The organism is Vibrio sp. T20, assembly GCF_007858795.1.
Taxonomy (GTDB): domain Bacteria; phylum Pseudomonadota; class Gammaproteobacteria; order Enterobacterales; family Vibrionaceae; genus Vibrio; species Vibrio satsumensis.
Map to the genome: position 1 here is coordinate 192358 of NZ_VFEB01000176.1, position 25882 is coordinate 218239.

At 44.1% G+C, this 25882-nt stretch carries 22 protein-coding genes; 8 read left to right on the forward strand and 14 right to left on the reverse strand.

Going from position 1 to position 25882, the window contains the following annotated elements; genetic code table 11:
- Positions 1 to 88 precede the first annotated feature (88 nt).
- From acpP to yceD, 7 genes are all read right to left on the reverse strand, one after another.
- Positions 89 to 322 (reverse strand): acyl carrier protein, encoded by a 234-nt coding sequence (gene acpP, locus FTW16_RS19685; RefSeq protein ID WP_004737381.1) that lies wholly within the window; start codon positions 320 to 322, stop codon positions 89 to 91.
- A gap of 166 nt (positions 323 to 488) precedes the next feature.
- A complete protein-coding gene (fabG, locus tag FTW16_RS19690; RefSeq protein WP_029235138.1) occupies positions 489 to 1223 on the reverse strand; it encodes a 3-oxoacyl-ACP reductase FabG in 735 nt (244 codons plus the stop codon).
- A gap of 24 nt (positions 1224 to 1247) precedes the next feature.
- On the reverse strand, positions 1248 to 2171 hold the full coding sequence (fabD, locus tag FTW16_RS19695) for an ACP S-malonyltransferase (RefSeq protein ID WP_017630537.1): 924 nt from the start codon (positions 2169 to 2171) through the stop codon (positions 1248 to 1250).
- Between the two features lie 80 nt (positions 2172 to 2251).
- The gene (locus tag FTW16_RS19700) at positions 2252 to 3202 is read right to left on the reverse strand and encodes a beta-ketoacyl-ACP synthase III (protein ID WP_010437276.1); all 951 of its coding nucleotides are present in this window, start codon (positions 3200 to 3202) and stop codon (positions 2252 to 2254) included.
- Positions 3203 to 3207: 5 nt separating this feature from the next.
- Positions 3208 to 4233: a phosphate acyltransferase PlsX gene (plsX, locus tag FTW16_RS19705; protein WP_146492221.1), complete on the reverse strand. Its 1026-nt coding sequence runs from the start codon at positions 4231 to 4233 to the stop codon at positions 3208 to 3210.
- Between the two features lie 9 nt (positions 4234 to 4242).
- A complete protein-coding gene (rpmF, locus tag FTW16_RS19710) occupies positions 4243 to 4413 on the reverse strand; it encodes a 50S ribosomal protein L32 (protein WP_004737376.1) in 171 nt (56 codons plus the stop codon).
- Positions 4414 to 4448: 35 nt separating this feature from the next.
- Complete coding sequence (yceD, locus tag FTW16_RS19715; protein WP_046222705.1) at positions 4449 to 4976, reverse strand: 23S rRNA accumulation protein YceD; 528 nt, start codon at positions 4974 to 4976, stop codon at positions 4449 to 4451.
- Positions 4977 to 5125: 149 nt separating this feature from the next.
- Between yceD and FTW16_RS19720 the strand changes: the two genes are divergently transcribed.
- Positions 5126 to 5707, forward strand: coding sequence for a Maf family protein (locus FTW16_RS19720; protein WP_146492222.1), 582 nt, complete (start codon positions 5126 to 5128; stop codon positions 5705 to 5707).
- 303 nt (positions 5708 to 6010) lie between these two features.
- Here FTW16_RS19720 and rluC read toward each other — a convergent pair whose 3' ends face one another.
- Positions 6011 to 6955, reverse strand: a complete 945-nt coding sequence (gene rluC, locus FTW16_RS19725) for a 23S rRNA pseudouridine(955/2504/2580) synthase RluC (protein ID WP_146492223.1) — start codon at positions 6953 to 6955, stop codon at positions 6011 to 6013.
- A gap of 618 nt (positions 6956 to 7573) precedes the next feature.
- On the opposite strand from rluC, the gene rne reads away from it, so the two are divergent.
- Together rne and FTW16_RS19735 are read left to right on the forward strand one after the other, a co-directional pair.
- Complete coding sequence (gene rne / locus FTW16_RS19730; protein WP_146492224.1) at positions 7574 to 10699, forward strand: ribonuclease E; 3126 nt, start codon at positions 7574 to 7576, stop codon at positions 10697 to 10699.
- A 258-nt stretch (positions 10700 to 10957) separates the two neighbouring features.
- Positions 10958 to 12505 carry a SulP family inorganic anion transporter gene (locus FTW16_RS19735; protein ID WP_060982310.1) on the forward strand — a complete coding sequence of 516 codons (1548 nt, stop codon included), beginning with the start codon at positions 10958 to 10960 and terminating at the stop codon, positions 12503 to 12505.
- Positions 12506 to 12663: 158 nt separating this feature from the next.
- Here FTW16_RS19735 and FTW16_RS19740 read toward each other — a convergent pair whose 3' ends face one another.
- The gene (locus FTW16_RS19740; RefSeq protein WP_146492225.1) at positions 12664 to 13113 is read right to left on the reverse strand and encodes a low molecular weight protein-tyrosine-phosphatase; all 450 of its coding nucleotides are present in this window, start codon (positions 13111 to 13113) and stop codon (positions 12664 to 12666) included.
- Positions 13114 to 13197: 84 nt separating this feature from the next.
- Here FTW16_RS19740 and cobO point away from each other — a divergent pair, with 84 nt between their 5' ends.
- The gene (gene cobO / locus FTW16_RS19745) at positions 13198 to 13803 is read left to right on the forward strand and encodes a cob(I)yrinic acid a,c-diamide adenosyltransferase (protein WP_146492226.1); all 606 of its coding nucleotides are present in this window, start codon (positions 13198 to 13200) and stop codon (positions 13801 to 13803) included.
- 210 nt (positions 13804 to 14013) lie between these two features.
- Here the strand turns inward: cobO and FTW16_RS19750 are convergent, their stop codons facing one another.
- The 3 genes from FTW16_RS19750 to apbC form a co-directional block, all read right to left on the reverse strand.
- The gene (locus tag FTW16_RS19750; RefSeq protein ID WP_146492227.1) at positions 14014 to 16140 is read right to left on the reverse strand and encodes an AsmA family protein; all 2127 of its coding nucleotides are present in this window, start codon (positions 16138 to 16140) and stop codon (positions 14014 to 14016) included.
- A 106-nt stretch (positions 16141 to 16246) separates the two neighbouring features.
- Complete coding sequence (gene udk / locus FTW16_RS19755) at positions 16247 to 16888, reverse strand: uridine kinase (protein WP_086712923.1); 642 nt, start codon at positions 16886 to 16888, stop codon at positions 16247 to 16249.
- 257 nt (positions 16889 to 17145) lie between these two features.
- Positions 17146 to 18222: an iron-sulfur cluster carrier protein ApbC gene (gene apbC, locus FTW16_RS19760; protein WP_009848619.1), complete on the reverse strand. Its 1077-nt coding sequence runs from the start codon at positions 18220 to 18222 to the stop codon at positions 17146 to 17148.
- A gap of 157 nt (positions 18223 to 18379) precedes the next feature.
- On the opposite strand from apbC, the gene metG reads away from it, so the two are divergent.
- Together metG and FTW16_RS19770 are read left to right on the forward strand one after the other, a co-directional pair.
- Positions 18380 to 20440, forward strand: coding sequence for a methionine--tRNA ligase (gene metG, locus FTW16_RS19765; RefSeq protein ID WP_146492228.1), 2061 nt, complete (start codon positions 18380 to 18382; stop codon positions 20438 to 20440).
- Between the two features lie 220 nt (positions 20441 to 20660).
- Entirely contained in the window at positions 20661 to 21140 is a 480-nt protein-coding gene (locus FTW16_RS19770; RefSeq protein WP_010437231.1) for a DUF1456 family protein, read from the forward strand.
- A gap of 164 nt (positions 21141 to 21304) precedes the next feature.
- On the opposite strand, the gene fadR is transcribed toward FTW16_RS19770, so the two are convergent.
- Complete coding sequence (fadR, locus tag FTW16_RS19775) at positions 21305 to 22144, reverse strand: fatty acid metabolism transcriptional regulator FadR (RefSeq protein ID WP_060982306.1); 840 nt, start codon at positions 22142 to 22144, stop codon at positions 21305 to 21307.
- Positions 22145 to 22784: 640 nt separating this feature from the next.
- Between fadR and nhaB the strand changes: the two genes are divergently transcribed.
- Together nhaB and dsbB are read left to right on the forward strand one after the other, a co-directional pair.
- Complete coding sequence (gene nhaB, locus FTW16_RS19780) at positions 22785 to 24377, forward strand: Na(+)/H(+) antiporter NhaB (RefSeq protein WP_146492229.1); 1593 nt, start codon at positions 22785 to 22787, stop codon at positions 24375 to 24377.
- A gap of 147 nt (positions 24378 to 24524) precedes the next feature.
- Entirely contained in the window at positions 24525 to 25034 is a 510-nt protein-coding gene (gene dsbB, locus FTW16_RS19785; RefSeq protein WP_048617897.1) for a disulfide bond formation protein DsbB, read from the forward strand.
- A gap of 125 nt (positions 25035 to 25159) precedes the next feature.
- Here the strand turns inward: dsbB and FTW16_RS19790 are convergent, their stop codons facing one another.
- Positions 25160 to 25780 carry an SEC-C metal-binding domain-containing protein gene (locus FTW16_RS19790; protein WP_061018518.1) on the reverse strand — a complete coding sequence of 207 codons (621 nt, stop codon included), beginning with the start codon at positions 25778 to 25780 and terminating at the stop codon, positions 25160 to 25162.
- Positions 25781 to 25882 lie beyond the last annotated feature (102 nt).

Consider the following 25882-nt stretch of genomic DNA (forward strand, 5'->3'; position numbering starts at 1 on the left):
TACACTCCGGGGATTGAGGTGATTTAAGATGAGGATAGATGAGTTAGATAAAACACAGGCGGTCGAGGTGACCGCCTGGGAGAGATTATTACTGAGCGCTAGTTACGTAATCGATAGCTGCTTGAACAGTAGTAATTTTCTCAGCTTCTTCATCTGGGATTTCAGTGTCGAATTCTTCTTCTAGAGCCATTACTAGCTCAACTGTGTCTAGAGAATCTGCACCTAGGTCATCAACGAAAGAAGCTTCGTTTTTAACTTCAGCTTCGTCTACACCTAGCTGTTCAACAATGATTTTCTTTACGCGTTCTTCGAGGTTGCTCATTTTTTCTTTTCCTTTACAGAGTTCGCTTTATGCGATGTTTTCCGTAGTTTATTCAATCTATTGAAAGTTGCAAGGTCAACTTTTCTGGTCAAACCACAATTTTCACGATTTTAACCGAAATTACGTATGATCTTGACTTAAATCATGCACAAATGTTGCACATAATTTACACCATGTACATACCGCCATTGACGTGAAGTGTTTCACCTGTGATATAAGCTGCCGCAGGTGACGCCAAAAATACCACAGCTTCAGCGATTTCGCGAGGGTCACCTAGTCGACCTGCTGGTACATTCGCCAAAGTTGCTGCACGTTGGTCATCATTTAGCGCTTTAGTCATGTCAGTTTCGATGAAACCAGGAGCTACAGTGTTCACTGTAACGCCACGAGATGCAACCTCACGAGCCATTGATTTAGTAAAACCAATTACGCCTGCTTTAGCCGCTGCGTAGTTAGCTTGACCAGCGTTACCCATAGTACCTACTACAGAACCAACGTTTACGATACGACCCTGACGCTTCTTCATCATGCCACGCAGTACAGCTTTAGACATGCGGAAAATCGGCGTTAGGTTAGTGTCGATGATGTCATTCCATTCGTCGTCTTTCATACGCATAAGAAGGTTATCACGAGTGATACCTGCGTTGTTAACTAGAATGTCAATCGCACCGAATTCATCGTTGATGGTTTTCAGTGTAGCAGCAATTGAGTCAGTATCAGTTACATTAAGAGCAAGACCTTTACCGTTCTCACCAAGGTACTCGCTGATTGCAGCAGCGCCGCCTTCAGATGTAGCAGTACCGATAACTTTAGCACCACGCTCAACTAAAAGTTCAGCGATTGCACGACCGATACCACGGCTTGCGCCTGTAACTAGTGCAACTTTGCCTTCTAAATTCATCATAACTTCTCTATTAAGTGGTTATTACTTAGCAGCTTCTAGTGATGCAGTGTCATTAACTGCAGCAGCTGTCATAGTTTTTACGATTCGTTTTGTTAGACCAGTAAGAACCTTACCAGGGCCTAATTCAAGTAGCTTCTCAACGCCTTGCTCATTCATCGCTTGTACACCTTCAGTCCAACGAACTGGGCTGTATAGCTGACGAACAAGTGCATCTTTGATTTTTGCAGGGTCTGTTTCAGCAATAACATCAACGTTATTGATAACAGGCAATGCTGGCGTGTTGAACTCTAGAGCTTCTAGAGCCACCGCTAGCTTGTCTGCTGCTGGCTTCATCAGTGCACAGTGAGACGGCACAGAAACAGGTAACGGAAGTGCACGCTTAGCGCCCGCTTCTTTACAAAGTGCACCAGCACGCTCTACTGCCGCTTTGTTACCCGCGATAACAACTTGGCCAGGAGAGTTAAAGTTAACTGGAGACACAACTTCGTCTTGCGCAGCTTCTTCACACGCCTTAGCAATCGCTTCATCGTCTAGACCGATGATTGCGTACATTGCACCAACACCTGCAGGAACCGCTTCTTGCATCAGTTGACCACGTAGTTCAACCAACTTGATCGCTTCTTTAAAGTCGATAACGCCTGCACATACTAGTGCAGAGTATTCGCCTAGGCTGTGACCTGCTAGATTTACAGGTTGCTCTAGGCCAAGTTCTTGCCATACACGCCAAATAGCAACAGACGCTGTTAATAGAGCCGGTTGAGTGCGGAAAGTTTCATTTAGATTTTCTACTGGACCATCTTGAACCAATGCCCATAGATCGTAACCAAGTGCTTCTGAAGCTTCAGCAAATGTCTGTTTAACAACATCATACTGTTCGCCTAGGTCAGCAAGCATACCGATAGCTTGAGAGCCTTGGCCTGGGAATACGATAGCAAACTTGCTCATTGTAATTATCCTTTAAGCAAAGCAAAAAATTGAATAAGGCACATAAGTTATGTGCCTTGTTTGTTGATTATCGCTTGAGGTTAGAATTTAACTAACGCAGAACCCCAAGTGAAGCCGCCACCAAAGGCTTCAAGAAGAAGCGTTTGACCACGTTTAATTCGCCCGTCGCGAACAGCCTCATCGAGTGCTGTTGGCACGGTAGCTGCTGACGTATTACCGTGCTTATCAAGAGTAATAACTACTTGATCAAGCGACATTGTCAGCTTTTTAGCCGTTGCCGAGATAATACGGTAGTTCGCTTGGTGTGGAACTAACCAATCAAGCTCTGACTTATCCATATTATTCGCAGCTAATGTGTCTTTAACTAGCTTAGAAAGCTGAGTTACCGCCACTTTGAATACTTCGTTGCCTGCCATGTGCAGCCATTTATCAGCATCACCGCCGCGCTCTGGTACTTCTAGGCTTAGAAGCTCACCGTATTTACCATCAGAGTAAATATGAGTAGACAAAATACCTGGCTCTTCGCTTGCGCCTACAACCACCGCGCCTGCTGCATCACCAAATAAGATGATAGTAGAGCGGTCAGTCGGATCACAGGTTTTTGACAGTGCATCAGCACCAATTACCAAAACGTTCTTACACATGCCAGTCTTGATGTGTTGATCAGCAACAGACAGTGCGTAAACAAAACCAGAACACGCTGCAGCCAAATCAAACGCAGGGCAGCCTTTAATTCCAAGCTTACCTTGTACCTGACATGCCGAAGACGGGAATGTGTGGCTACTGCTGGTTGTCGCAACGATGATTAAATCAATATCTTCTTTGTCGATACCTGCCATTTCAATGGCATTCTCAGCAGCGTAAAACGCCATATCAGCAACGGTTTCGTTTTCCGCTGAAATACGACGCTCTTTAATACCTGTTCTAGCAACAATCCACTCATCGCTAGTCTCTACCATTTTCTCTAAGTCTGCGTTTGTACGCACCTGAGATGGCAAGTAGCTGCCAGTACCTAAAATTTTGCTATACATGAAGACTAATAATGCCTCTCGAGTAAAACCGCTTCCAAACGATCGCTAATGCGGCTGGGGACTTGTCGTTTGACCTCGTGTACTGCCTCACCAATCGCGTTGACGACTGCAGACACATCAGCACTTCCATGACTTTTAATGACAATGCCGCGCAATCCTAACAAACTTGCGCCGTTATACTGGTCGGGGTTCAAGGTTTTTAATTCAGTAAATAGCTCAGAAAACAACATTCTGGCTATCCAACCCTTTATTGTTGAAGCCATCATGCGCGTTTTTAGCTTATCAATAAAGAGCTGAGCCGTACCTTCGCACGTTTTTAAGCAGACATTGCCCACAAAACCATCACATACGACGACATCAGCAGCATCTTGAAGTAATTGATTACCTTCAATATAGCCTATGAAATTCACAGACTGAGTATTCGACAACATTTCAGCGCATCGTTTTACAAGGTCATTGCCTTTAATTTCTTCTGCGCCGATATTCAAGATAGCGACACGTGGCGCGCGACCTAAATGTTGTTCGGCTAATGCACTGCCCATTACGGCAAACTGAAACAGTGAATCTGCGTCACTAGAAACGTTCGCCCCTAAATCAAGCATCCATGTACGGTTGCCAGAAGCAGTAGGCAAAGCGGAAACCAATGCAGGCCTATCAATGCCGGGAAGAAGTTTGAGTCTGAAACGAGATAGCGCCATCAGTGCGCCGGTGTTACCACCACTCACACAAGCATCAGCCTGTGATTCAGCAACCAAATCAATAGCAGCACGCATAGAGCTACCCTGACTGTTACGTAAGGCTAGTGACGGTTTTTCAGAATTGGATATAACTCGATCACAATGCTGGATACTCAAACGAGAATCAGGCATTCGACCTAATGAAGATAATTGAGATGTGATCGCGGCTCGATCACCTATGAGAATGACTTTTAGCTCTGGGAAATACGACAGTGCCTGCACGGCGGCAGGCACTGTTACACGAGGACCGAAGTCCCCGCCCATTGCATCAAGCGCAACGGTTAGATTTTGCAAAGGTCAACCTTACTTGTTGATAACCTTTTTGCCGCGGTAGAAACCTTCGGCAGTCACGTTGTGACGTAGGTGAGTTTCACCTGAAGTTGCGTCTACAGAAAGTGCAGCTGTAGTTAGTGCATCGTGTGAACGACGCATGCCACGCATTGAACGTGATTTCTTGCTCTTTTGTACGGCCATTGACCCTACTCCTATGTAAATTCTTAAAGAAGCAGTTACTTCTTTAAGCTTTTTAAAACATCAAATGGATTCGGCTTTTTATCTTCCTCAATTTCTTCAGGAAGTTCACCAAATACCAAATTATTTGAGTTAACGCTACAGTCCGCATCGTCGTGCATTGCTATTTGTGGCAATCCAAGGATGAACTCGTCTTCAACTAATTGAATCAGGTCTAACTCACCGTACTCGTTCAGATCTACCAAATCGTACTCTTCCGGTGCTTCCTCTTCACTTTTCTCACTGTAAACAGGAGTATAAGTAAATTGGACATCGCACTCATGTGCGAAAACCTCATTACAACGTTGACACTCTAAATCGACTTCGACGTTAGCTTTACCAGAGATAACGACTAATCGTTGTTCATCAAGCCCAAATGACATTGAGACTTGCGCGTCACGTTTTACGCCTTCAGTTGCTTCGGTTAAACGCTTTAAAAGACTGACCTGAATGATACCATTCACATCAAGTCGTTTTTGAGCCGTTCTTGCCGGATCAACTGTACGCGGTATTTTTTCCTTTTGCATAGGGCGCGAATCTTATCTTCCAAATCATGTTTAGTCAAAGGAAATGGCAAAAAAAATGTACTTTCCTACCTTTCCTGTTCAGAGCATTATGAATAGCAGGATAAGTTACGTTATCCTGAACTAAATGCTTACTCGAATTGTAAATTAAAATGAGAAATTACCAACTAGTTTTAGCTTCTACGTCTCCATTTAGGCAAGAGATCCTCAAAAAACTACAGTTAAACTTTGTCACAGCTAAGCCTGACTGCGATGAAACGCCGCTTCCCGAAGAGACACCTCAACAGTTGGTGATGCGCCTTGCTGAGACCAAAGCTAAGTCTTGTGCTGTGGAGCTGCCTAGCTTAGTCATTGGCTCTGATCAGGTTTGTGTGATTGACGGAGAGATCATAGGTAAGCCTCATACTCGAGAAAAAGCGATCGAGCAATTATCTCGCCAAAGCGGCAAGAGTATTACTTTTTATACCGGGCTTTCGGTTTGGAACAGTGAGGCTAACAAAGCTGACACGCGTCTCGACACCTTCGTAGTGCATTTCCGCGATTTAACAGAGCAACAGATCATTAGTTATGTTGAGAAAGAACAGCCTTATTACTGCGCCGGTAGTTTTATGTGTGAAGGGTTAGGCATCGCGTTGTTTAAACAGATGGAAGGCAAAGACCCAAATACTTTGATCGGTTTACCGCTGATCGATCTAGTCGATATGTTAGAAGCGCAAGGAATGAATGTGCTATAATGGATACTCTCTCTTTTGTTAGAGATTCCCTACTCTCTCCTTCGTCAGTCTAGGGAATCACTCAAATCGCTACATTATCCAATCAGCTAATTGATTAACTCGATAGCAACACGGACTGACTTTACTCAGGAAAAATCGTCATCCTCAAGAGCGAGGAGCGAGCGAGTTGAAGGAACTTCTCCAGCAGAAAACAAAAAAGGTTGACGATATTCGCCAACCTTTATGATTCTATGTACACACTCGATTTAAAAAGAATATCTTCTTTTCGTATCTCGTATCTCGTATCTCGTATCTCGTATCTTCTTAGATCTTACGTAATCCAGTGAGGGCTTTCTCTAACCTTCTTTCCATTGGCGCCGAGATATCCATCTTCTCTTCACTACCTGGGTGCGTAAACTTGATGTTCGCGGCATGTAAGAACAGACGATCAAGACCAACCTTGCCCGTGTAAGCGTCAAAACGACGATCACCGTAGCGATCATCCCAAGCAATTGGGTGACCAGTATACTGAGCGTGCACACGGATTTGGTGTGTACGGCCTGTAATTGGACTAGCTTGAATCAACGTCGCCTCTTGGAATTTCTCTAAAACCTTAAAGCGGGTTTCAGAAGCTTTGCCGTTTGGGTTCACGCGAACAATGCTGTTTACTTCATTTTTTAGCAATGGAGCATTTACAACCTTACAGCTGTTCTTCCACTCACCCATCACTAAAGCAAAGTAATACTTCTGTACGGTTTTTTCACGGAACTGTGCTTGAAGGTGTCTTAGCGCCGAGCGCTTCTTAGCAACAAGCAAAATGCCAGACGTATCTCTATCGATACGGTGCACTAATTCAAGAAAGCGAGCATCGGGACGAAGTGCTCTTAACGCTTCAATTGCGCCGAACTTAAGTCCACTACCACCATGAACCGCAGTACCTGATGGTTTATTCAAAATCAGCATGTGATCATCTTCATAGATGATGCACTGTTCCAATTCTGAAACCTTGTTGAGTTTCGTGCTTGGCACGTTCTCTTCAACTTTCTCTTCAATGGTAACTGGCGGAATACGAACTAAATCACCAGCTTTTAGTTTGTACTCAGCCTTGATGCGTTTTTTGTTTACGCGGACTTCGCCTTTACGCACGATTCGGTAAATCATGCTTTTCGGGATGTTTTTTAATTGGTTGCGTAAGAAGTTATCAATACGCTGACCAGCCATATCTTCGTCAATGTCGACGAATTGGACTTGGGTTCTAATTTCGCTCATTGGGCTATTGTATCACTGTCACTTTTGATAATTGAGATTTTCTTAGCTCTATTCCGAACTTATTTATCCTTAATCCCTGCCGATCTATCCTCAAATGCTCGTTGAAGTTCTATATTTCTTTGATTCTTCGAACAAAAAAGCACCAAGATTCCTGCAAATTAAAATATCAATTGATAAATTATTTATAGACAGTGAGTTAGAGCTATCAAAACCCAAACAAAAACTGTTTTTTTTACAGCATTCCGACAAAGCAGATTGCTGTGTTTACCGACCGCTGCTATAGTTCACAGCTGCTATCAGTGGTTTGACTATTATTTAAACAGCTAACCATTCATAAGCAAGTAAATGAGTAGATAACTCAGATTAGACAGTGCTGCAATCGGCGTAAGACACGGTCAACTGGGTTCCTTATCGCTCTACTCACGTACGCTCATGTTGAGTATTCACCGCCACATCGCGGATCATAGGCTAACTCCCTATGATGACTGACGTGCCCCAGAGCATCCCTCTCCAGCCGGGAGGCTGCACCGATAAAGCCATGGGATCTGGCACCATGAGAAACGAAATAAAGCGATAAGAACAATGATGAAAATAAGAAAAGACAATGAGAATTTCTAAATGAAAAGAATGTTAATTAACGCAACTCAAAAAGAAGAGTTGCGTGTCGCTTTGGTTGATGGCCAGCGACTGTTCGATCTAGATATCGAAAGTCCAGGTCACGAGTCAAAGAAAGCGAATATCTACAAAGGACGTATTACCCGTATTGAACCAAGCCTAGAAGCGGCATTCGTTGATTACGGCGCAGAACGTCACGGTTTCCTCCCTCTTAAAGAAATTGCCCGCGAATACTTCCCTGAAGGTTATACATACCAAGGCCGTCCTAGCATTAAAGAAGTGCTAAAAGAAGGCCAAGAAGTAATCGTACAAGTAGAGAAAGAAGAACGTGGTAGCAAAGGTGCTGCACTGACAACTTTCATCTCTTTGGCTGGTAGTTACTTAGTTCTTATGCCTAATAACCCTCGTGCAGGCGGTATTTCTCGTCGTATCGAAGGTGATGAACGCACTCAACTGAAAGCAGCATTAAGCACTCTTGAGCTTCCTCAAGGTATGGGCCTAATCGTGCGTACAGCGGGTGTTGGTAAAAGTGCAGAAGAGCTAGAGTGGGACCTAAACGTACTACTGAATCACTGGGGCGCTATCAAGCAAGCTTCTGATTCAAATGCAGCTCCTTTCTTAATTCACCAAGAGAGTAACGTTATCGTTCGTGCGATTCGTGACTACCTACGTCGTGATATTGGCGAGATTCTAATCGACAGCAATACTATTTTTGAACGTGCACAAGCGCACATTCAATTAATACGCCCAGATTTCATGAATCGCGTTAAGAAATACGATGGTGAAGTGCCACTATTCAGCCATTACCAGATTGAAAGCCAGATTGAATCTGCTTTCCAACGTGAAGTTCGTCTTCCATCTGGTGGTTCTATCGTAATCGACCCAACAGAAGCACTGACTTCTATCGATATCAACTCTGCTCGTGCAACAAAGGGCGGCGATATTGAAGAAACAGCACTTAACACTAACCTAGAAGCAGCTGATGAAATTGCCCGTCAATTACGTCTGCGTGACCTAGGTGGCCTTGTTGTAATCGACTTTATCGATATGACTCCGGTTCGTCACCAACGCGAAGTAGAAAGCCGTCTACGTGATGCCGTTCGTTTAGATCGCGCACGTGTTCAGATTGGTCGTATTTCTCGCTTTGGTCTTCTAGAGATGTCTCGTCAACGTTTGAGCCCATCACTAGCAGAAGCAAGCCACCACATTTGTCCTCGTTGTACAGGTACTGGTGTTGTTCGTGATAACGAATCTCTAGCACTTTCTGTTCTACGTTTGATTGAAGAAGAAGCTCTAAAAGACAACACAGCACAAGTACTTGCTGTTGTACCTGTTCCAATCGCTTCTTACCTTCTGAACGAAAAACGTCGCTCAGTAAACCACATCGAGAAGAACCAAGAAGTTAAGATCACTGTTGTTCCTAACTCAGACATGGAAACGCCGCACTTTGAGGTTATCCGTGTTCGTGAAGGTGAAGAGTTCGATCTACTCTCTTACTTGCTGCCTAACAAGCTAGAAGCTCTAAAAGAAGCGGAAAGCAAAGAGCCAGCTGAACAGACTATTCGTCCTAAGAAGATCGAAGAACCTGCTCTGAAAGGCTTTGCAGCTCCGGCTCAATCGGCACCAACTCCCGCTCCAGCACCTAAAGCTGTAGAAGAGAAAAAAGCTGAGCCATCAGCAACTCAAGAATCAGGTCTAATTGGTCGTTTCTTCAAAGCTATCGGTAGCTTCTTATTTGGCTCTTCAACTCAAGAAGAGAAGAAAGAAGAAGAGAAGCAAGAAGAAAAACCTAAAAACAATCGCAACAACGGCAACCGTCAACGCCGTGATCGTAACGATAACCGTCGTCGTAACCAACGTGGTGAGCGTGGTGACAATCGTAACGAAAACCGTGACAACAAACGTCGTCGTAAGCCTGCACGTGATGAGAAACCTGAAGAGCAGAAAGAGGCAGCTCCACAGCAAAATCGTCAGCCTCGTAAGCCTAAGCAAGACCGTCGCAATAAGCCACGTGATGAGCAGAAGCAACGCGAAGAGCAAGCACCATCTAAATTAGCAGAAGAAGGTCTACAGCTAGCGGCAGAAGCACAAGCTGGAAAACCGGAAGCGCCTAAGGCTAAGCCTGAAGCGAAAGCAGCTAAGATTAAAGAGCGTCGTCAGCGTCGTAAACTGAACAAGCAAGTTCGTGTTAAAGACCAGCAAGCTCAAGCTGAAGATAATGCTTCAAAAGAGCAAGTTGCTGCTAAAGAACTATCTGTTTCAAAAGAACAATCAGTAGCTCAAGAGCAAAAAGTTGCGGAACAAGTAGAAGCAACTCAAGCGAATGCAGAGCAAACTGAACAGGAAGAGCCGAAACAACGTCGTAACCGTCGTTCTCCACGTCACCTACGTGCAAGTGGTCAACGTCGTCGTCGCGGTCGTGATCGTCGCCCTAACCCATTCCGCCTACGTAAAGGTGGTGTAGCTTCTCCAGAGATGGCTATGGGTAAAGTGATGCCTCGCTTCATTCCAAAACCTCACCACAAGCAGACAAAACCTGAAGTGGCTGAAGTTCAAGTAGTAGCTGAAGCTCAAACATCTGTTCAAGAGCAGAGTGTTGCTCTAGAGACGGCACCACAAAGCAACGTAGCAATGGCTGGCGGCTTCGCATGTCCTGAACTAGCTATGGGCAAAGTGATTATCCGTCGCGAAGAAGCTGCTGTTGAAGCTCAAGTAGCTGAGACTCCTGCTGTAGTTGAAGCTCCTGCAGTCGTTGAAGAAGCACCAGTGGTCGTTGAAACTGCGAAAGTTGAAGCTCCAGTGATTGCAGAAGCGACGAAAGTTGAAGCGCCTGTTGTAGCAGAAGCAGCACCAGTTGTTGAAGCTGAAGCTGAAGCGCCTAAAGCTGAAAGTGCAAAAGTTGAAGAAGCACCTGTTGTAAAAACAGAAGCTCCTAAAGCGGCACCAAAGGCAGCAGTTGCTAAGAAACAAGCCGGTTCACCAATGACTAAAGCTCCTGGTCCTCAAGAGATCAAAGAGATTGAAGTGATTGCAGCTCCGTTCCGCACTGAACGTTTTGTATCGAAAGGTGCAGGCAGTCAGGCAGCGTCGAACAAAGCTGGCGCGGCGATGACAAAGCCAAACTACTAGTGATTACTGATAGATAATCGCAAGTAAATAGAATCAAAGGCTGCTTATTAAAGCAGCCTTTTTCATATCTACTAATCGAATAAAAATTAACAGATATATTACTCAAAGTTAGGTTCAACCTTGAACTTAATCACATTTTTGGGTAGCATTCGCGCACTTATCTTTTCGACACTTCGCTATTGCCGCTCTTTTCCATCACTGTTTGGCTACGCAATACACCCGTGTCGGTAAATCCATCTTAAGCATAGCTGAGCAAACATGTTCGAATTCCCACAATTTTCAAAGCACTCTGTAAAGAATGATGTGCTTTCAGGTCTTACAGTAGCCCTAGCTCTGGTACCTGAAGCCGTAGCATTCGCCTTTGTTGCAGGCGTTGACCCAATGGTTGGTCTATACGCAGCATTCATCGTAGGTTTAATTACTTCTGTCTTCGGCGGTCGTCCAGGTATGATTTCTGGTGCAACTGGCGCAATGGCTGTTGTAATGGTGAGCCTAGTGGCAACCCATGGCGTTCAATACCTATTTGCGGCAGTTATGCTAGCCGGCCTTCTGCAAATTGCAGCGGGTGTATTTAAGCTAGGTAAATTTATCCGTATCGTTCCACACCCAGTAATGATTGGTTTCGTGAACGGTTTGGCAATTGTTATCTTCCTAGCTCAGCTTGGTCAATTTAAAGCACCAGACGTAACAGGTGCACTAACTTGGTTACCAAGCGGTCAAATGACACTAATGCTGGGTCTAGTAGCCCTTACAATGGCTATCATCCACTTCCTACCTAAGCTAACAACAGCGGTACCATCTTCATTGGTTGCTATTGTTACAGTAACAGCTTTGGTTGTAGGTCTTGACCTTGAAACTCGAACTGTTGTCGACTTCCTACGTACGATGTCTGGTGACGAAGCTGCAACGCTAGCGGGTTCTCTACCAACGTTCTCTATTCCTGCTGTTCCGTTTTCTTTTGAGACACTACAGATCATCCTGCCTTACGCAATTATTCTTGCGGCTATCGGCCTGATCGAGTCTCTACTGACACTGACAGTACTAGATGAAATGACAAACACTCGTGGTCAATCTAACCGTGAATGTGTTGGTCAAGGTATGGCTAACGTAACGTGTTCAGTATTTGGCGCGATGGGTGGTTGTGCGATGATCGGTCAATCGATGATCAACGTAAACTCAGGCGGTCGTGGTCGCCTTTCAGGTATTGTAGCGGCAGTTGCACTACTCATGTTCATCCTGTTCGGTTCTGCACTGATTGAAATGATTCCTCTAGCAGCACTTGTGGGCGTAATGTTCATGGTTGTTATCGGTACATTTGAGTGGGCAACCTTCAAGCTTGCACGTCGCGTTCCTAAGCAAGACTTCTTCGTTATCGTTCTTGTTACCGTAGTAACAGTACTGACCGACCTTGCTGTCGCAGTAGGTGTGGGTGTTGTAGCTTCAGCGCTGATGTTTGCTTGGCAACATGCTAAACACATCTACGCAGACACGTCTGTAAACGCTGAAGGCTCTAAAGAGTACAAAGTTAACGGTCCAATCTTCTTTGGTTCAACGGCTAACTTCCTAGAGTTGTTTGACGCATATAACGATCCACAAGATGTAGTCGTTGATTTCGCAAACTCACGCGTTACTGACCACTCTGCAATTGAAGCGATCGATACGATTGCTGAACGTTACGCGGCATTAGGTAAAACACTTCACCTTCGCCACCTAAGCCAAGACTGTGTTGCTATGCTGCACAAAGCAGGTAGCTTAGTTGAGGCGAACGTTGCAGAAGACCCAATCTACAAAGTAATGTCTAAGTAATCTTAGCAGTAGCTTTAAGTTAGATTTAGAAAGGCCGGCATTCAATGTCGGCTTTTTTTTATATCTATGTCCCGTCCTAAAATGTGTTTACACATTGAGGACGAATTATGACTACTTCAAATACTACCTACGTTAAGCGTACTCAGCGTGATTACACACTACAATGAACGCAATATCGCTTCGCTAGACTCTTCGATTAAATCCAACACCAATTCAAAGCCATTTCCCTCACCATAATAGGGATCGGGGACCTCTTGATATTGTGACTCTCCAAAGCTTAAAAATAACGCAAGCTTGTATTGGAAGTGAGCTGGACACTGGCTCATTAAGTCGTCTAAATTGGCTCTATCTGCCGCGAGTATCAGGTCAAATTCTTCGAAGTCATTATCAACCACTTTACGAGAAATAATCCCCTTAAAGCTGTAGCCTCGCTTCTCTCCTGCAGATTTCGAACGCGAGTCTGGCGGGTTGCCTTGATGAAAACCAATCGTCCCTGCAGAGTCAACCACAACGTCAATATCCAGTTGTTGCGCTTTCTTCCTTAGTACCGCTTCACCTGTTGGCGAACGGCAAATATTCCCCATACAAACCACAAGTATCTTTTTCATCCCTAATCACCTGTTCTTCCGATGGTTTTTGCTATCGTTAAGTTAGGCTATGATAGGCGCAATCACAACTTAAAAGGATTTGTTATGTCGACTGAAGACAACAAAGAACAACGCCACAAAGCAAGACAACAGAAAGTAAAAGAACAAGTCGATGCTCGTGTCGCTGCAGCACAAGAAGTAAAAGGCCTATTGTTGGTTATTACTGGTAACGGTAAAGGTAAATCAACATCCGGTTTTGGTACGATTACACGTGCAGTCGGCCATGGTAAGAAGTGTGCCGTCGCTCAGTTTGTAAAAGGAACTTGGGATAACGGCGAAAAGAATGTCCTGCAAAAGCTCGATGTAGAGTTTCAAGTGATGGGTACTGGCTTTACTTGGGAAACTCAAAACAAGGCTCAAGATATCGAAGCCGCACAGCGCGTGTGGAAAGAGTGTAAACGCATGCTAGCCGATGAGTCGATTGATGTGATTCTGTTTGATGAACTGACTTACATGGTGAGTTACGGCTACATTGAACTGGATGAAGTGGTAGAAGCACTGAATAACCGTCCGAAAATGCAATCCGTGATCATTACTGGCCGTGGAGCACATCGCACTTTAACGGACATGGCCGATACCGTGTCTGAAGTTCGTAACGTAAAGCACGCTTTCGAGTCTGGAGTTAAAGCTCTGCAAGGCGTTGACTGGTAATCACATTAAACCAGAGATCCCCTTCTCGCTCATTCTTCCCTCTCGAGGATGACGCCCACTAGACTGTCACGCTCTTAACCACCTATCGTCATTCCCTAGAGCGAGTGACGCGTGTCATAGAGAATCTTTCGAAAGTATTATAAGCACCCAAACAAAAGCGCCATTCCTACCGTAGGAATGGCGCTTCTTTTATATACGAGTTAAAAACGTTTAGTTAAAGAAACCTTTCAATAAACCATCAACTGCTTCTTTAGTTTTCTCGTCTTTGATCTTGTCCGTTAGCTTGTTCACACCACGGTCAATTTCTTTCTGTGCTTTCTGCTTCAACACATCATCAAAAACAAGTGCGAATTTCGGGTCAGCCCACTGGCCAGTTACCTTAATTGGGATTGTCACATCTTTCAGATCGTCAATACTCTTACCGCCCTGACCTTCAAGTGAACCCACAATTGATGTACGCACCAGGAAATCGACCGTTTCATTGATGAAGTTTGCTTTACCTTGACCTGTCACGCGTAACAATGGCGACTGTGCTGATAAGTCGGTAGTTGAAACCCAACCTTTATCCACTTTCAGCGTCGCTTTCATTGCACTGAAGTCCGTTTTTTGAGCTTCATTTGTGCTTTCAACTTTCTCGCCCTTGATCTTAGCGTAGTTTTCTCGAATCAGTTGAGCTACGTTGATGCCGTTAACTGCACCATCTTCAAAGTTAATCGCGATAGTACCAACTAGGTTCTTCTTAATACCCGTCGGAGTCAGGCTCTTACCTTTCACATTAACATCGATATTGCCCGTACCTTCCAGCATATCGTTATCCGCAACATCAATCAGTAACGGTTGTACTTTCACGCCTTTGATTTTCTTCTTAGCCGTGTAAGTCGCCGGTGTTTTACGAGCGTCTAGCTTAGCCGTAGCTGAAATAGAACCTTGGTAAAGATTCGATGTGAATGAAGTCAATTCAGCCACACCGCGGTTAACTGAAAATGCCGTTTTAACATTCTGCATTTTCGCGTTGTTCGCCTTGAACTTATCAATCGTGATGTCACCTTTCACGTCTAACGTTTTCAGAGCCGACAGATCAGGTTCCACTTCTTTAGCTGGAGCTGAACTACCAGAGTTTGACGTTGAGCCACCAGCAGAACCAGAAGGAGCAGTGCTCGCTGTTTCTGTTGTATTGCCTAAGCCTAGGAACTCGTCCAAATCAATATTCGGGCTATGAAGAGAGAAACGAACCTTTGGTATTTCAGATAGGGTTACGTCTGCTTTACCATCTAATGCAATAGCGTTAGCTTGTAGCTTCTCTAACACAAAGCTCAGGTGGCTCTTGTTAAGATCGAAGCTTAAGTCAGACAGCATGTCGACTTTCATTGGAGACTGAGGAAGCGTGTCGCCTTTGAATGTTGAGTCTAACGTTAATTTGTTCAGCGTTACTTTTGAAATCGCGCTATCAACAGTAAGTTCACCGCCACCTTTAAGATCAAGGTCAAGGCCAGCCGCGTTACCGATTACAGCGTAAGTCAGTTGGTTTACCTTATCGAACTCAAACGTATTCAAGCCAATTTTTGCTGACTCAATCGACGTCGATGGATCATTGAACTTAGCGTTTAAGTCAATATTACGAAGTGCGTAACTTGCGAAGCCTTCAGCTAACTTGAATTCTGCACTGCCTTGTGCAGAGAATTTCTGTTGATTGTTTTCACCAGAAGCGGCGAAGGTTGCCGTTGTCCATGTATCCACAGCGAACTCAGATAAGTTCAAAGACACATCGTATAACTTAGTGAATGAACCCGCTTGCTTGTCGTCCATTTCAAACAGTGCGTTTGATACAGTGACACCTGCTAGGTTAATCGTCCAACCAGATGCTTCCGTTGCGCTTTGTTCTTGAGGTGCTGGAGCTGATTCAGTATTGGTATCTGCAGCTGGTTCAGACTCTTGAGGCGCTGACGCTTGTGTTAACGCATCAATGTTCTTGCGACCATCTTTAAGCGTTTCTAAATAAAATTCTGCACCGTCTAGAGTGATGTTGCCGATCTCTAGTTGGTTGCTAAATAGCGGAGTAACCGAAACATCAACGCCAACGGTATCAACCTTGAATAGATTTGGTTGAGTGAACCCTTCTGGGTTACGTAATTCAGTTTGACCAAGTTCAAAGCCAATAGATGGGAAGAATTGCCAGCTGATATCGCCCTCGATCACGAGCTCTAGGCCAGTGTGTTTTTGGGCTTGTTCGACAATTAATGGCTTAAATTGGTTGGGATTCACTAACAGCACTAGTGCCAGAATTGCTGCAATGACAACAGACACTGGTACAGCTATGAAAATGAGTAGTTTCTTCATCCGCATATTCCTTGCTTAGATTCCAAAAGAAAGTGGCACTATAAAAGTGCCACTGATTCGGTAAAAAATAAAGCTAAGTGAGTCACTTAGGCAAAATTTTATTCGATTAAGACTTCAACAACTTCGCAATGTGCGCTTTTAGCACATCAATCGCAATACGGTTTTTACCACCACGAGGAACGATGATGTCTGCATGTTGTTTTGAAGGCTCGATAAACTGCATGAACATTGGACGTACTGTTTGTTGGTATTGCTTAAGTACAGTGTCCATTGTACGACCACGCTCTTCTACATCACGCTTAACACGGCGTAGTAGACAGATGTCTAATGGTGTATCCATAAACACACTTGCGTGCATTAGTTTACGAAGACGCGGGTCTGTTAGAAGCAGAATACCCTCTAAAATGATCACTTTCTTAGGAGTAAGTGTAGTCGTTTCAGAAGTACGTGTGTGCTCTGTGTAGCTGTATTCAGGAACTTCTACGGAGTTGCCACTCATTAGCTGCTGTAGATGTTCACATAAAAGATCATGATCTAGTGCATTTGGGTGATCGTAGTTAGTTTTAACACGCTCTTCCATACTCAAGTGGCTTTGGTCGCTGTAATAGCAATCTTCCGTGATAACACCAATTTGATGGTCGCCTACTTTTTCGCGCAATTCATTATAAATTGTACTAGCAATCAGACTTTTTCCTGAAGCTGAAGCGCCAGCGATACCTACGATGACACATTGATTATTATCAGACATTAATTTTGCACCCGATATGGTTTGGTGGTGGGAAGAGATAAACCGCCTGATTATAGGGGCTAAAGCACATAGATTCTAGTCGCGATTTTAGCTAATTGCAGTCGAATTGATGATCTTAATACATTTACTTAAGACAATCGTTTGCTTTCAAATAACTTGCCTACAACTATTTGCACAACCCCAATGGCTATCAGCCTAAATCCAACCGCTGTTTATCTAATCCAACACGATTTACACGACATTAAGAGTGGCTAACTTTATTCAACCATCGAGAAGTTAATCGCTTCTGGTCTCGCCTTGCCGGTCCAGAACATCTTCGCAGCCACATTCTCAGCAAGCTCTAAGTAATGACGTGTATGTTCACTATCTGGACGACGAATCACCGTCGGACAACCTGCATCGATGTCTTCTCGCACATCAATATGAAGAGGGATCTGTGCCAAAATATCGAGGTAAAACTCTTCTGACATGGCTTCAGCACCACCAGCACCAAAGATATGCTCTTTCTCACCACAGTGACTACAAATATGATAGCTCATGTTTTCAACTAAGCCTGCGACTGGCACACTCACCTTATCAAACATCGCTACGCCTTTACGCGCATCCGCTAATGCCAAATCTTGAGGTGTAGTCACCACTACCGCGCCTGTCACTGGGATCTGTTGTGACAATGTCAGTTGAATATCACCCGTACCAGGTGGCATGTCGATAACAAGGTAATCCAACTCTGGCCATACGGTTTCATTAACAAGCTGCCCCAAAGCCTTAGCTGCCATTGGGCCTCGCCAGATTGCCGCATCGTCTTTCGACACAAGATAGCCAATAGAGTGAGTGAAAATGCCATGTGCTTCGATTGGCATCATCCATTTGTTGTTCTGTACTTCTGGTTTTGCGTCTAGCTGGCCGAGCATCATAGGCACTGATGGGCCGTAGATATCCGCATCCAACAAACCCACTTTTGAACCAGACTTAGATAACGCAAGCGCAAGGTTAACTGACGTCGTCGATTTACCCACCCCACCCTTTGCCGACGTCACGGCGATTATATTCTTAACCCCCTTCAATGGCGTCGCGACAGTGGTTTCCAGCGCAGACGGCTTCACTTTTACTTCAAACTGAAAAGCGCTAACAAGTTGTTGTTCAATCTGAGAGTGGATCCACTGTTCCAATTCAACCGCGAGCTGATTAGCAGCAAAAGGTAAGGTGATAACAAATGATCCACGCGGATCAACCGAGACAATATTTTGGTGTAGCGCCCACTCTGGGATGAGGATTGGTGACTCGAACTCATTCAACCATGAACAGAAATCTTGCTTAGAAGTAAAGTTACGCATTGGGGCTCCTTTTTTTATTTATGCTATCACCCACGAGATGAAGACTGAACCCCTAAAAAACTAAGGGAATCCTTTGTCTGATACCTTGGCGTATCACACGTTATAAAGTAGTATTACCTCTCAAATTTATACCTATCAAAAAAGCGAATTATTAAGTATGGCAACTGATCCAAGACAACTTTTGGTAACTTGTGCGCTTCCGTACGCTAACGGCTCTATTCACCTTGGCCATATGCTTGAGCATATCCAAGCTGATATCTGGGTTCGATACCAGCGTCTGCGTGGCAACACTGTAAACTTCATCTGTGCTGACGATGCTCACGGCACGCCAATTATGCTTAAAGCTCAACAGATGGGTATCACGCCAGAAGAGATGATCGCTGCTGTTAGTGAAGAGCACCAAAAAGACTTCGCTGGCTTTGATATCAGCTTTGATAACTACCACAGCACACACAGCGAAGAGAACCGTGAACTGGCTTCACACATCTACCTAGAACTTAAAAAGAACGGCTTCATTTCTAGCCGTACTATTTCTCAGCTTTTCGATCCTGAGAAAGAGATGTTCCTACCAGATCGCTTCGTAAAAGGTACTTGCCCTAAGTGTAAGTCAGAAGACCAGTATGGTGATAACTGTGATAACTGTGGTGAGACATACAGCCCAACTGAACTGATTAACCCTAAATCAGCGGTTTCTGGCGCAACTCCAGTAATGAAAGACTCTGAGCACTTCTTCTTCGACCTACCTCAATTCGAAAGCATGCTTAAAGAGTGGACTCGTTCTGGCTCTCTACAGAATGAAACTGCAAACAAAATGCAGGAATGGTTTGAGTCTGGTCTGCAACAATGGGATATCTCACGTGATGCACCTTACTTTGGCTTTGAAATCCCAGGCGAAAAAGACAAGTTCTTCTACGTATGGCTAGACGCACCTGTTGGCTACATGGCTTCTTTCAAGAACCTATGTGACAAGCGTGACGATCTAAACTTCGATGAATACTGGAAGAAAGACAGCACAACTGAGCTTTACCACTTCATCGGTAAAGACATCGTTTACTTCCACAGCCTATTCTGGCCAGCAATGCTAGACGGCGCAGGTTTCCGTAAACCAAACAACGTATTCGTACACGGCTACGTAACAGTAAACGGCGCGAAGATGTCTAAGTCGAAAGGCACATTCATCAAAGCGAGCACGTACCTAAACCACCTAGACCCTGAGTGTCTGCGTTACTACTACGCTGCGAAACTAAACAGCCGTATCGATGATTTAGACCTTAACCTTGAAGACTTCACTCAACGTGTAAACGCTGACGTAGTAAACAAGATTGTTAACCTAGCTTCTCGTAACGCAGGTTTCATCACTAAGCGCTTCGAAGGCAAGCTAGCTGCTGAATTTGCAGAACCAGAGCTTTACAACGAATTCGTTGCTGCCGCTGAGCGTATCGGTGAGCTATACGAATCTCGTGAATTCAGCCGTGCTATTCGTGAAATCACCGCACTAGCGGATAAAGCTAACCAGTACATCGATGAAAAAGCACCTTGGGTTCTTGCAAAAGAAGAAGGCAAAGAAGCTGAGCTTCAACAAGTGTCTTCTGTAGGTATTAACCTATTCCGCGTACTGATGGCTTACCTGAAACCAGTGATGCCAGAGCTTGCAGCTCGCACTGAAGCTTTCCTAAACGAAGAGCTCACGTGGGAAGCGATTGCGACTCCACTAACTGATCACGAGATCACTAAGTTCAAAGCACTATTCAACCGTATTGATCCTAAGAAAGTGGAAGCAATGGTTGAGTCTTCTAAAGAAGATGCAGCCGCTGAAGCAGCAGCGAAAGAAAAAGCAGAAGCTGAAAAAGAACAAGCAAGTCAAACTGAGCTAGACAAAGAACCAATCGCAGACGAGATTGAGTTCGATGCCTTTGCAGCAGTAGACATGCGTATCGCTCGTATCATCTCTTGTGAAGAAGTACCAAAAGCGAACAAACTACTGAAGTTCCAGCTGGACATCGGTGGTGAGACTCGCCAAGTATTCTCTGGCATCAAGTCAGCATACAAACCTGAAGAGCTAGAAGGCAAGCTAACCGTAATGGTAGCAAACCTAAAACCTCGTAAGATGAAGTTTGGTATGTCGGAAGGCATGATCCTAGCAGCGGGCCCTGGCGGCAGCGACCTATGGATCCTTGAGCCACACGAAGGTGCTCAACCTGGTATGCGTGTAATGTAATTCTGATTTCAGTCAGATAACTAGCACTCATAACTAAATCCCTAATGCACTTTTAACTTGAAAGAGTTAATAAGCATTGGGGATTTTTTATATCTACCGAAAATAAGCGTTCTCTGTTAGAGTCGCCGTCAACTATGCTATGTAGAGTAGAAATTGGTTTGTCGACGATAATGGACTAACCAACACCTCTTTACTCTAAAACCCTTTTTAGGAATCCCCAGTGACTAACAACGAAATCTTGCGTCGTATTCAACACGCACTAAACCTTAAAAATGCACAAATCATCAAAGCAATTGAACAAGCTGATGTAACCGTTGCTCATGACCAAGTGATTAACTGGCTAAAAGACGACAACGACAAGTCATGCTCTAAGATGAAAGATAAAGAGTTAGCAGTATTCCTAAATGGTTTCATCAACCTTAAGCGTGGTAAAAAAGAAGGCGAACAACCTAAACCTGAAGTTGCACTGACTAACAACATGATTTTCATGAAGCTTCGAATTGCATTAAACATGAAAGCGGAAGATGTTTTGGACGTACTAGAAGTGGTTGGCATTAGCTTGAGCAAGTACGAAATCGGTGCTTACTTCCGCAAACCAGAAAACAAAAACTACAAAGTGTGTGAAGACCAACTACTTTGCGATTTTCTAAACGGTGTGCAATTTACCAACCGCCCAGACTCAGAAGAGTTTGCGGGGTAAGTTGCTACTCATAGATAAGTTACTATTTATAGGTAAGTATCTGCCCCACTGGTAAGTTCTAGCAACTATCAATAAAAAGCGGCGAGATAATTGAATTATCTCGCCGCTTTTTCGTTTTCTTTACGCCACCGACTAAACAGGGACTACAATAGTAAACCTGTGACTTAGCTGTCGTCTTCTGTAAAATTCGTTGGCAATGTCGTTTTCATTTCATTCCAAATTTGCGCACTTGCGATACCGTAGTTACGAATCACTAATGGCAAAGTTTCGCGCTCGCCACTTTCGCAGATAATGAACAACTCTTTATAAAAGTCCATCGCTAAACGTCGTGCTTCTGGGTTAGAGAAGTAGTAGCTACCGATACGGTCATACAGTTTACGCACACCGTTAAAGATCAGGCCGTAAATCTGGTTGCCTGAGTGAAATGCCAAACGCTGGAAAAGCATGTAGTCATAGAAGTTGAAAGTCTTCGCGATTAAAATCGTCTGACGTTTCGCTTCATCTTTTTCCGAATCTTCTTTTACCGCTTGTTTGATCTTGTCAGCGTATGGCGATGATTCTAAGAACTCATCCCAAGTCGGTGCCGCAAGTAGCGCTTCACAAGATTCAATCACGTTACTGATCGTACGTTCTGAAGCTTCTTTATTTGCTTTAAATGCATAACGCATAAAGATCGGGCTGATATTCGTGCGCGCAGCAAGCAAGTCTTCTACCATTTTGCTTGCGTTATCAACGTCTAACGTCATTAACGTATCTAGGATATGAAGACCTGAGGTTTCCATAAACTGATTAACTTTAGTTGGCTTGCCGTGTTGGATTGTCAACCAACCGTCGCGAGCAAGACGTTGTAGTACTTCACGAAGCGTAGTACGTGTAACACCAATCAGCTCAGAAAGCTCACGCTCTGCGGGCAAGATAGAACCTGGAGGGAAACGGCCATTCCAAATACTTTCAATGATATACTTTTCTGCAAATCCTGCCGGGCTCTTCGCCTTAATGACCATCTACACTTCAATCCAATTTAATTATTCTGTTCTAATTTACTCATCATACCACTAGTTCACACCTAGCGGAAACACCCACAAAAATTTTACTCACTCAAAATAGCAGTAGAGTTAAAACTCTAAAGTTCAGCACACCTTTGCACCCTAGATTTAGAAAGCAAGCGACTACAAACTACCATTTCAACAAATCATTAACACAACAAATTTTCTTTTAAATCAACGAGATTGGTCATATTTTCAAAGTTATTAATTTGCAATATTAAGTTGTAATAATCATATATAAACCGTCGTTATTCTGTAAATTTCAATCATTTCGCTGAAATATTGATTCTAGTCGGTTTTTATCACATTTTAAGTGGTATGCTTGCGCTACTTTGATCGCGTTTCTCAACAAAAAAGAGGTATTTTTAGGGCTACAGGGCTTTTCCTGTTGACTAAATGTTATCTAAGAGTAGAGTTGCGCTCAAAAATAAGCAGTGCTTGAGTTTCTAAGGGAGTGACTTGGCAAGACCACAGAACATTACATGGAATGTAGTTTTTCTAAGTCACTGTTAGTTATAGTTTTTAACAATTTCTATAGCTCGATTCTCAAAATGTTGTATTGCTTGTCTATTCATAATCAACATAAAAGAGTATTAACATGCCGATGTCTCTCGGAAACGCTTTTATCAAGAACTTCCTTGGTAAAGCTCCTGATTGGTATAAACTTGCCATCATTTCCTTTTTAATCATCAACCCGTTTGTTTTCTTCCTAGTTGACCCATTTGTTGCGGGCTGGCTGTTGGTGGTTGAGTTTATTTTCACTCTAGCTATGGCTCTAAAGTGCTACCCTCTTCAGCCGGGTGGCTTATTGGCAATTCAAGCCGTCGCCATTGGCATGACCAAACCAGAAATGGTTTATCACGAGCTACAAGCAAACCTTCCAGTATTACTCTTACTTGTATTCATGGTTGCTGGTATCTACTTCATGAAAGAACTACTTCTGTTCATTTTCACGAAGATCCTGCTCGGCATCCAATCAAAAATCTTACTCTCTGTCGCTTTCTGTGTCGCTGCAGCGTTTTTGTCTGCCTTCCTAGATGCGCTGACAGTAATCGCTGTAGTTATTAGCGTTGCGGTAGGCTTCTACTCTATCTACCACAAAGTTGCATCGGGCAAAGGCACAACATCTGCGCACGATCATACTCATGATGAAGAGATCTCTGAGCTAACTCGTGAAGACCTAGAAAACTACCGTGCTTTCCTACGCTCACTACTTATGCACGCCGGTGTTGGTACTGCACTGGGTGGCGTAATGACCATGGTAGGTGAACCACAAAACTTAGTAATTGCTAAGCAAGCGGGTTGGGAGTTCGGTGAATTTATCATCCGTATGCTGCCAGTAACACTGCCTGTTTTCTTCTGCGGTATTCTAACTTGTGCACTTGTCGAGAAATTCAAAGTGTTTGGCTACGGTGCAGAACTGCCAAATAACGTTCGCCAAATCTTAGTTGAGTTTGACAACAAAGAACGTGCAAACCGTACAAAGCAAGACGTAGCAAAACTATGGGTTCAGAGTGCAATCGCAGTTTGGCTGATTGTTGGCCTTGCGCTTCACGTCGCTGAAGTAGGTTTGATTGGCCTTTCAGTGATCATCTTGGCAACGGCATTTACTGGCGTTATCGAAGAGCACTCAATGGGTAAAGCCTTTGAAGAAGCACTGCCATTTACCGCACTTCTTGCCGTCTTTTTCGCGGTTGTTGCTGTAATCATCGACCAAGCTCTATTTAAGCCAGTAATCGATGCTGTACTTCACGTTGAAGATAAAGGCGCACAGCTCGCACTCTTCTATGTTGCCAACGGTATCTTGTCGATGGTTTCAGATAACGTATTCGTAGGTACGGTTTACATCAACGAAGTGAAAACTGCACTGGTTGAAGGCATTATCACTCGTGACCAGTTTGACCTACTTGCTGTTGCTATCAACACTGGTACTAACCTACCTTCTGTTGCTACACCAAATGGCCAAGCTGCATTCCTATTCCTATTAACATCAGCACTTGCTCCGTTAATTCGATTGTCTTACGGTCGCATGGTTATCATGGCGCTGCCATACACCATCGTATTGGCACTGGTTGGCCTAGCAGGCATTGTGTTCTTCGTAGAGCCAATGACAGCATGGTTCTACGATGCTGGTTGGATCATTCAACGCACTGGTGAAGTCGTCGCTCCAGTTATCTCTGGTGGTCACTAAGCTAAACACTGTGTCGCAAACCACAATAACTATAACTAACTAATCAAAAATATTAGTTGATTAGGAAACTTATCCAAGATAAAAAGCTCTGAGTAATCAGGGCTTTTTTATTTTATAGACGGGATTAAATTCGTGAACTTTTTTGCAATGCTTAAAGACTTCTCTAAGGGACGTTTATCTTGGCTTTTACTGCTGGCTTTTATTGTCTTTTTTGAGGCATGCGCTCTCTTCTTCCAACACGTGATGATGCTTGGCCCTTGCGTAATGTGCATCTATGAGCGCGTTGCGATGCTTGCTATCGGTGTTGCTGCAATCATTGGTGCTATCGCCCCTCATAACCCAATATCACGTTGGTTAGGCCTTGCTGGCTGGGGGTTTGGCGCATACAAAGGTTTGACGCTGGCTTTAGAACATGTTGACTACCAGTTTAATCCGTCTCCTTTTGCGACTTGTGATCTGTTCGTGACTTTCCCAAGCTGGGCACCTTTAAACCAATGGGCTCCGTGGATGTTTGAGGCTTACGGCGACTGCAGCAAGGTTGTGTGGCAGTTCTTAGAACTTTCGATGCCACAATGGCTTGTGATTATCTTCGCGGGTAACTTAGTTGCTTTCGGTTTTGTAGTGATTTCTCAATTCGTTAAATCAAAGAATGACTAACAATTAGCTCATCATCTTCAAAAACAAAAAAGTCGACCCAAAGGTCGACTTTTTTATTACTTAAATTTTGGGCACTTAAAGAAAGTCTGTTATTCACTCAAGCTAAGTTACTCAACAATCCGAGGTTAGCTGTTTTTACCGCAGCATTGTTTAAACTTCTTACCACTCTCACAAGGGCACAGGTCGTTTCGACCAATATCTTTAAACGGGTTCACGCTCTGGGATTTATTGCCCAGCATCGCTTCATCCGCTGCCATAGCCACTTCTGAAATCATCAGATCGACTTGACCCACTAAATCGGCAAGCGATGGTGGGTTAGTAAGCCCTGCAGCGATCATTTGTTGTTGAGTTTGTTCTTCATCAATCGCCAACATCAACGTTGTTAGGAGCGCTTGCAACATTCGCAAAGTGCCATCCGCAACGGTCACGCTCTGCCACTGCTCTTCCACTGTTGGCCAAACCATCATGAAGCCTTCAGAAAAATCGGCGAACTGCTCGTTAAAGTCACCTTCAGCCAAGACGTCTGTCAGTAAATATTCATTACGCTGAATCAGGTTGTGCTGACGGTTAATCTGTTCTGTAACCGTTGTTACCAGCTCTTTACCCGCTTCGGGCGCTACGATAGCAATCCATTCTTCAGGATCGAGTGGCTTTGTCGCTAAGTTAGACGCAAGGATTGCACCTTCCATAAACTGCGGAGTAATATCTGTGATTGATTCTGGTAGGCTTAATAATTGATATGTCATGAAAGCTCTGGATATTGGGCATTTTCGATATTATAACGCCATACTCACCAAGATGTCGCCAACCACTTTCCTCTGTTTTCTCGCAAACAAACTTACGCAAAC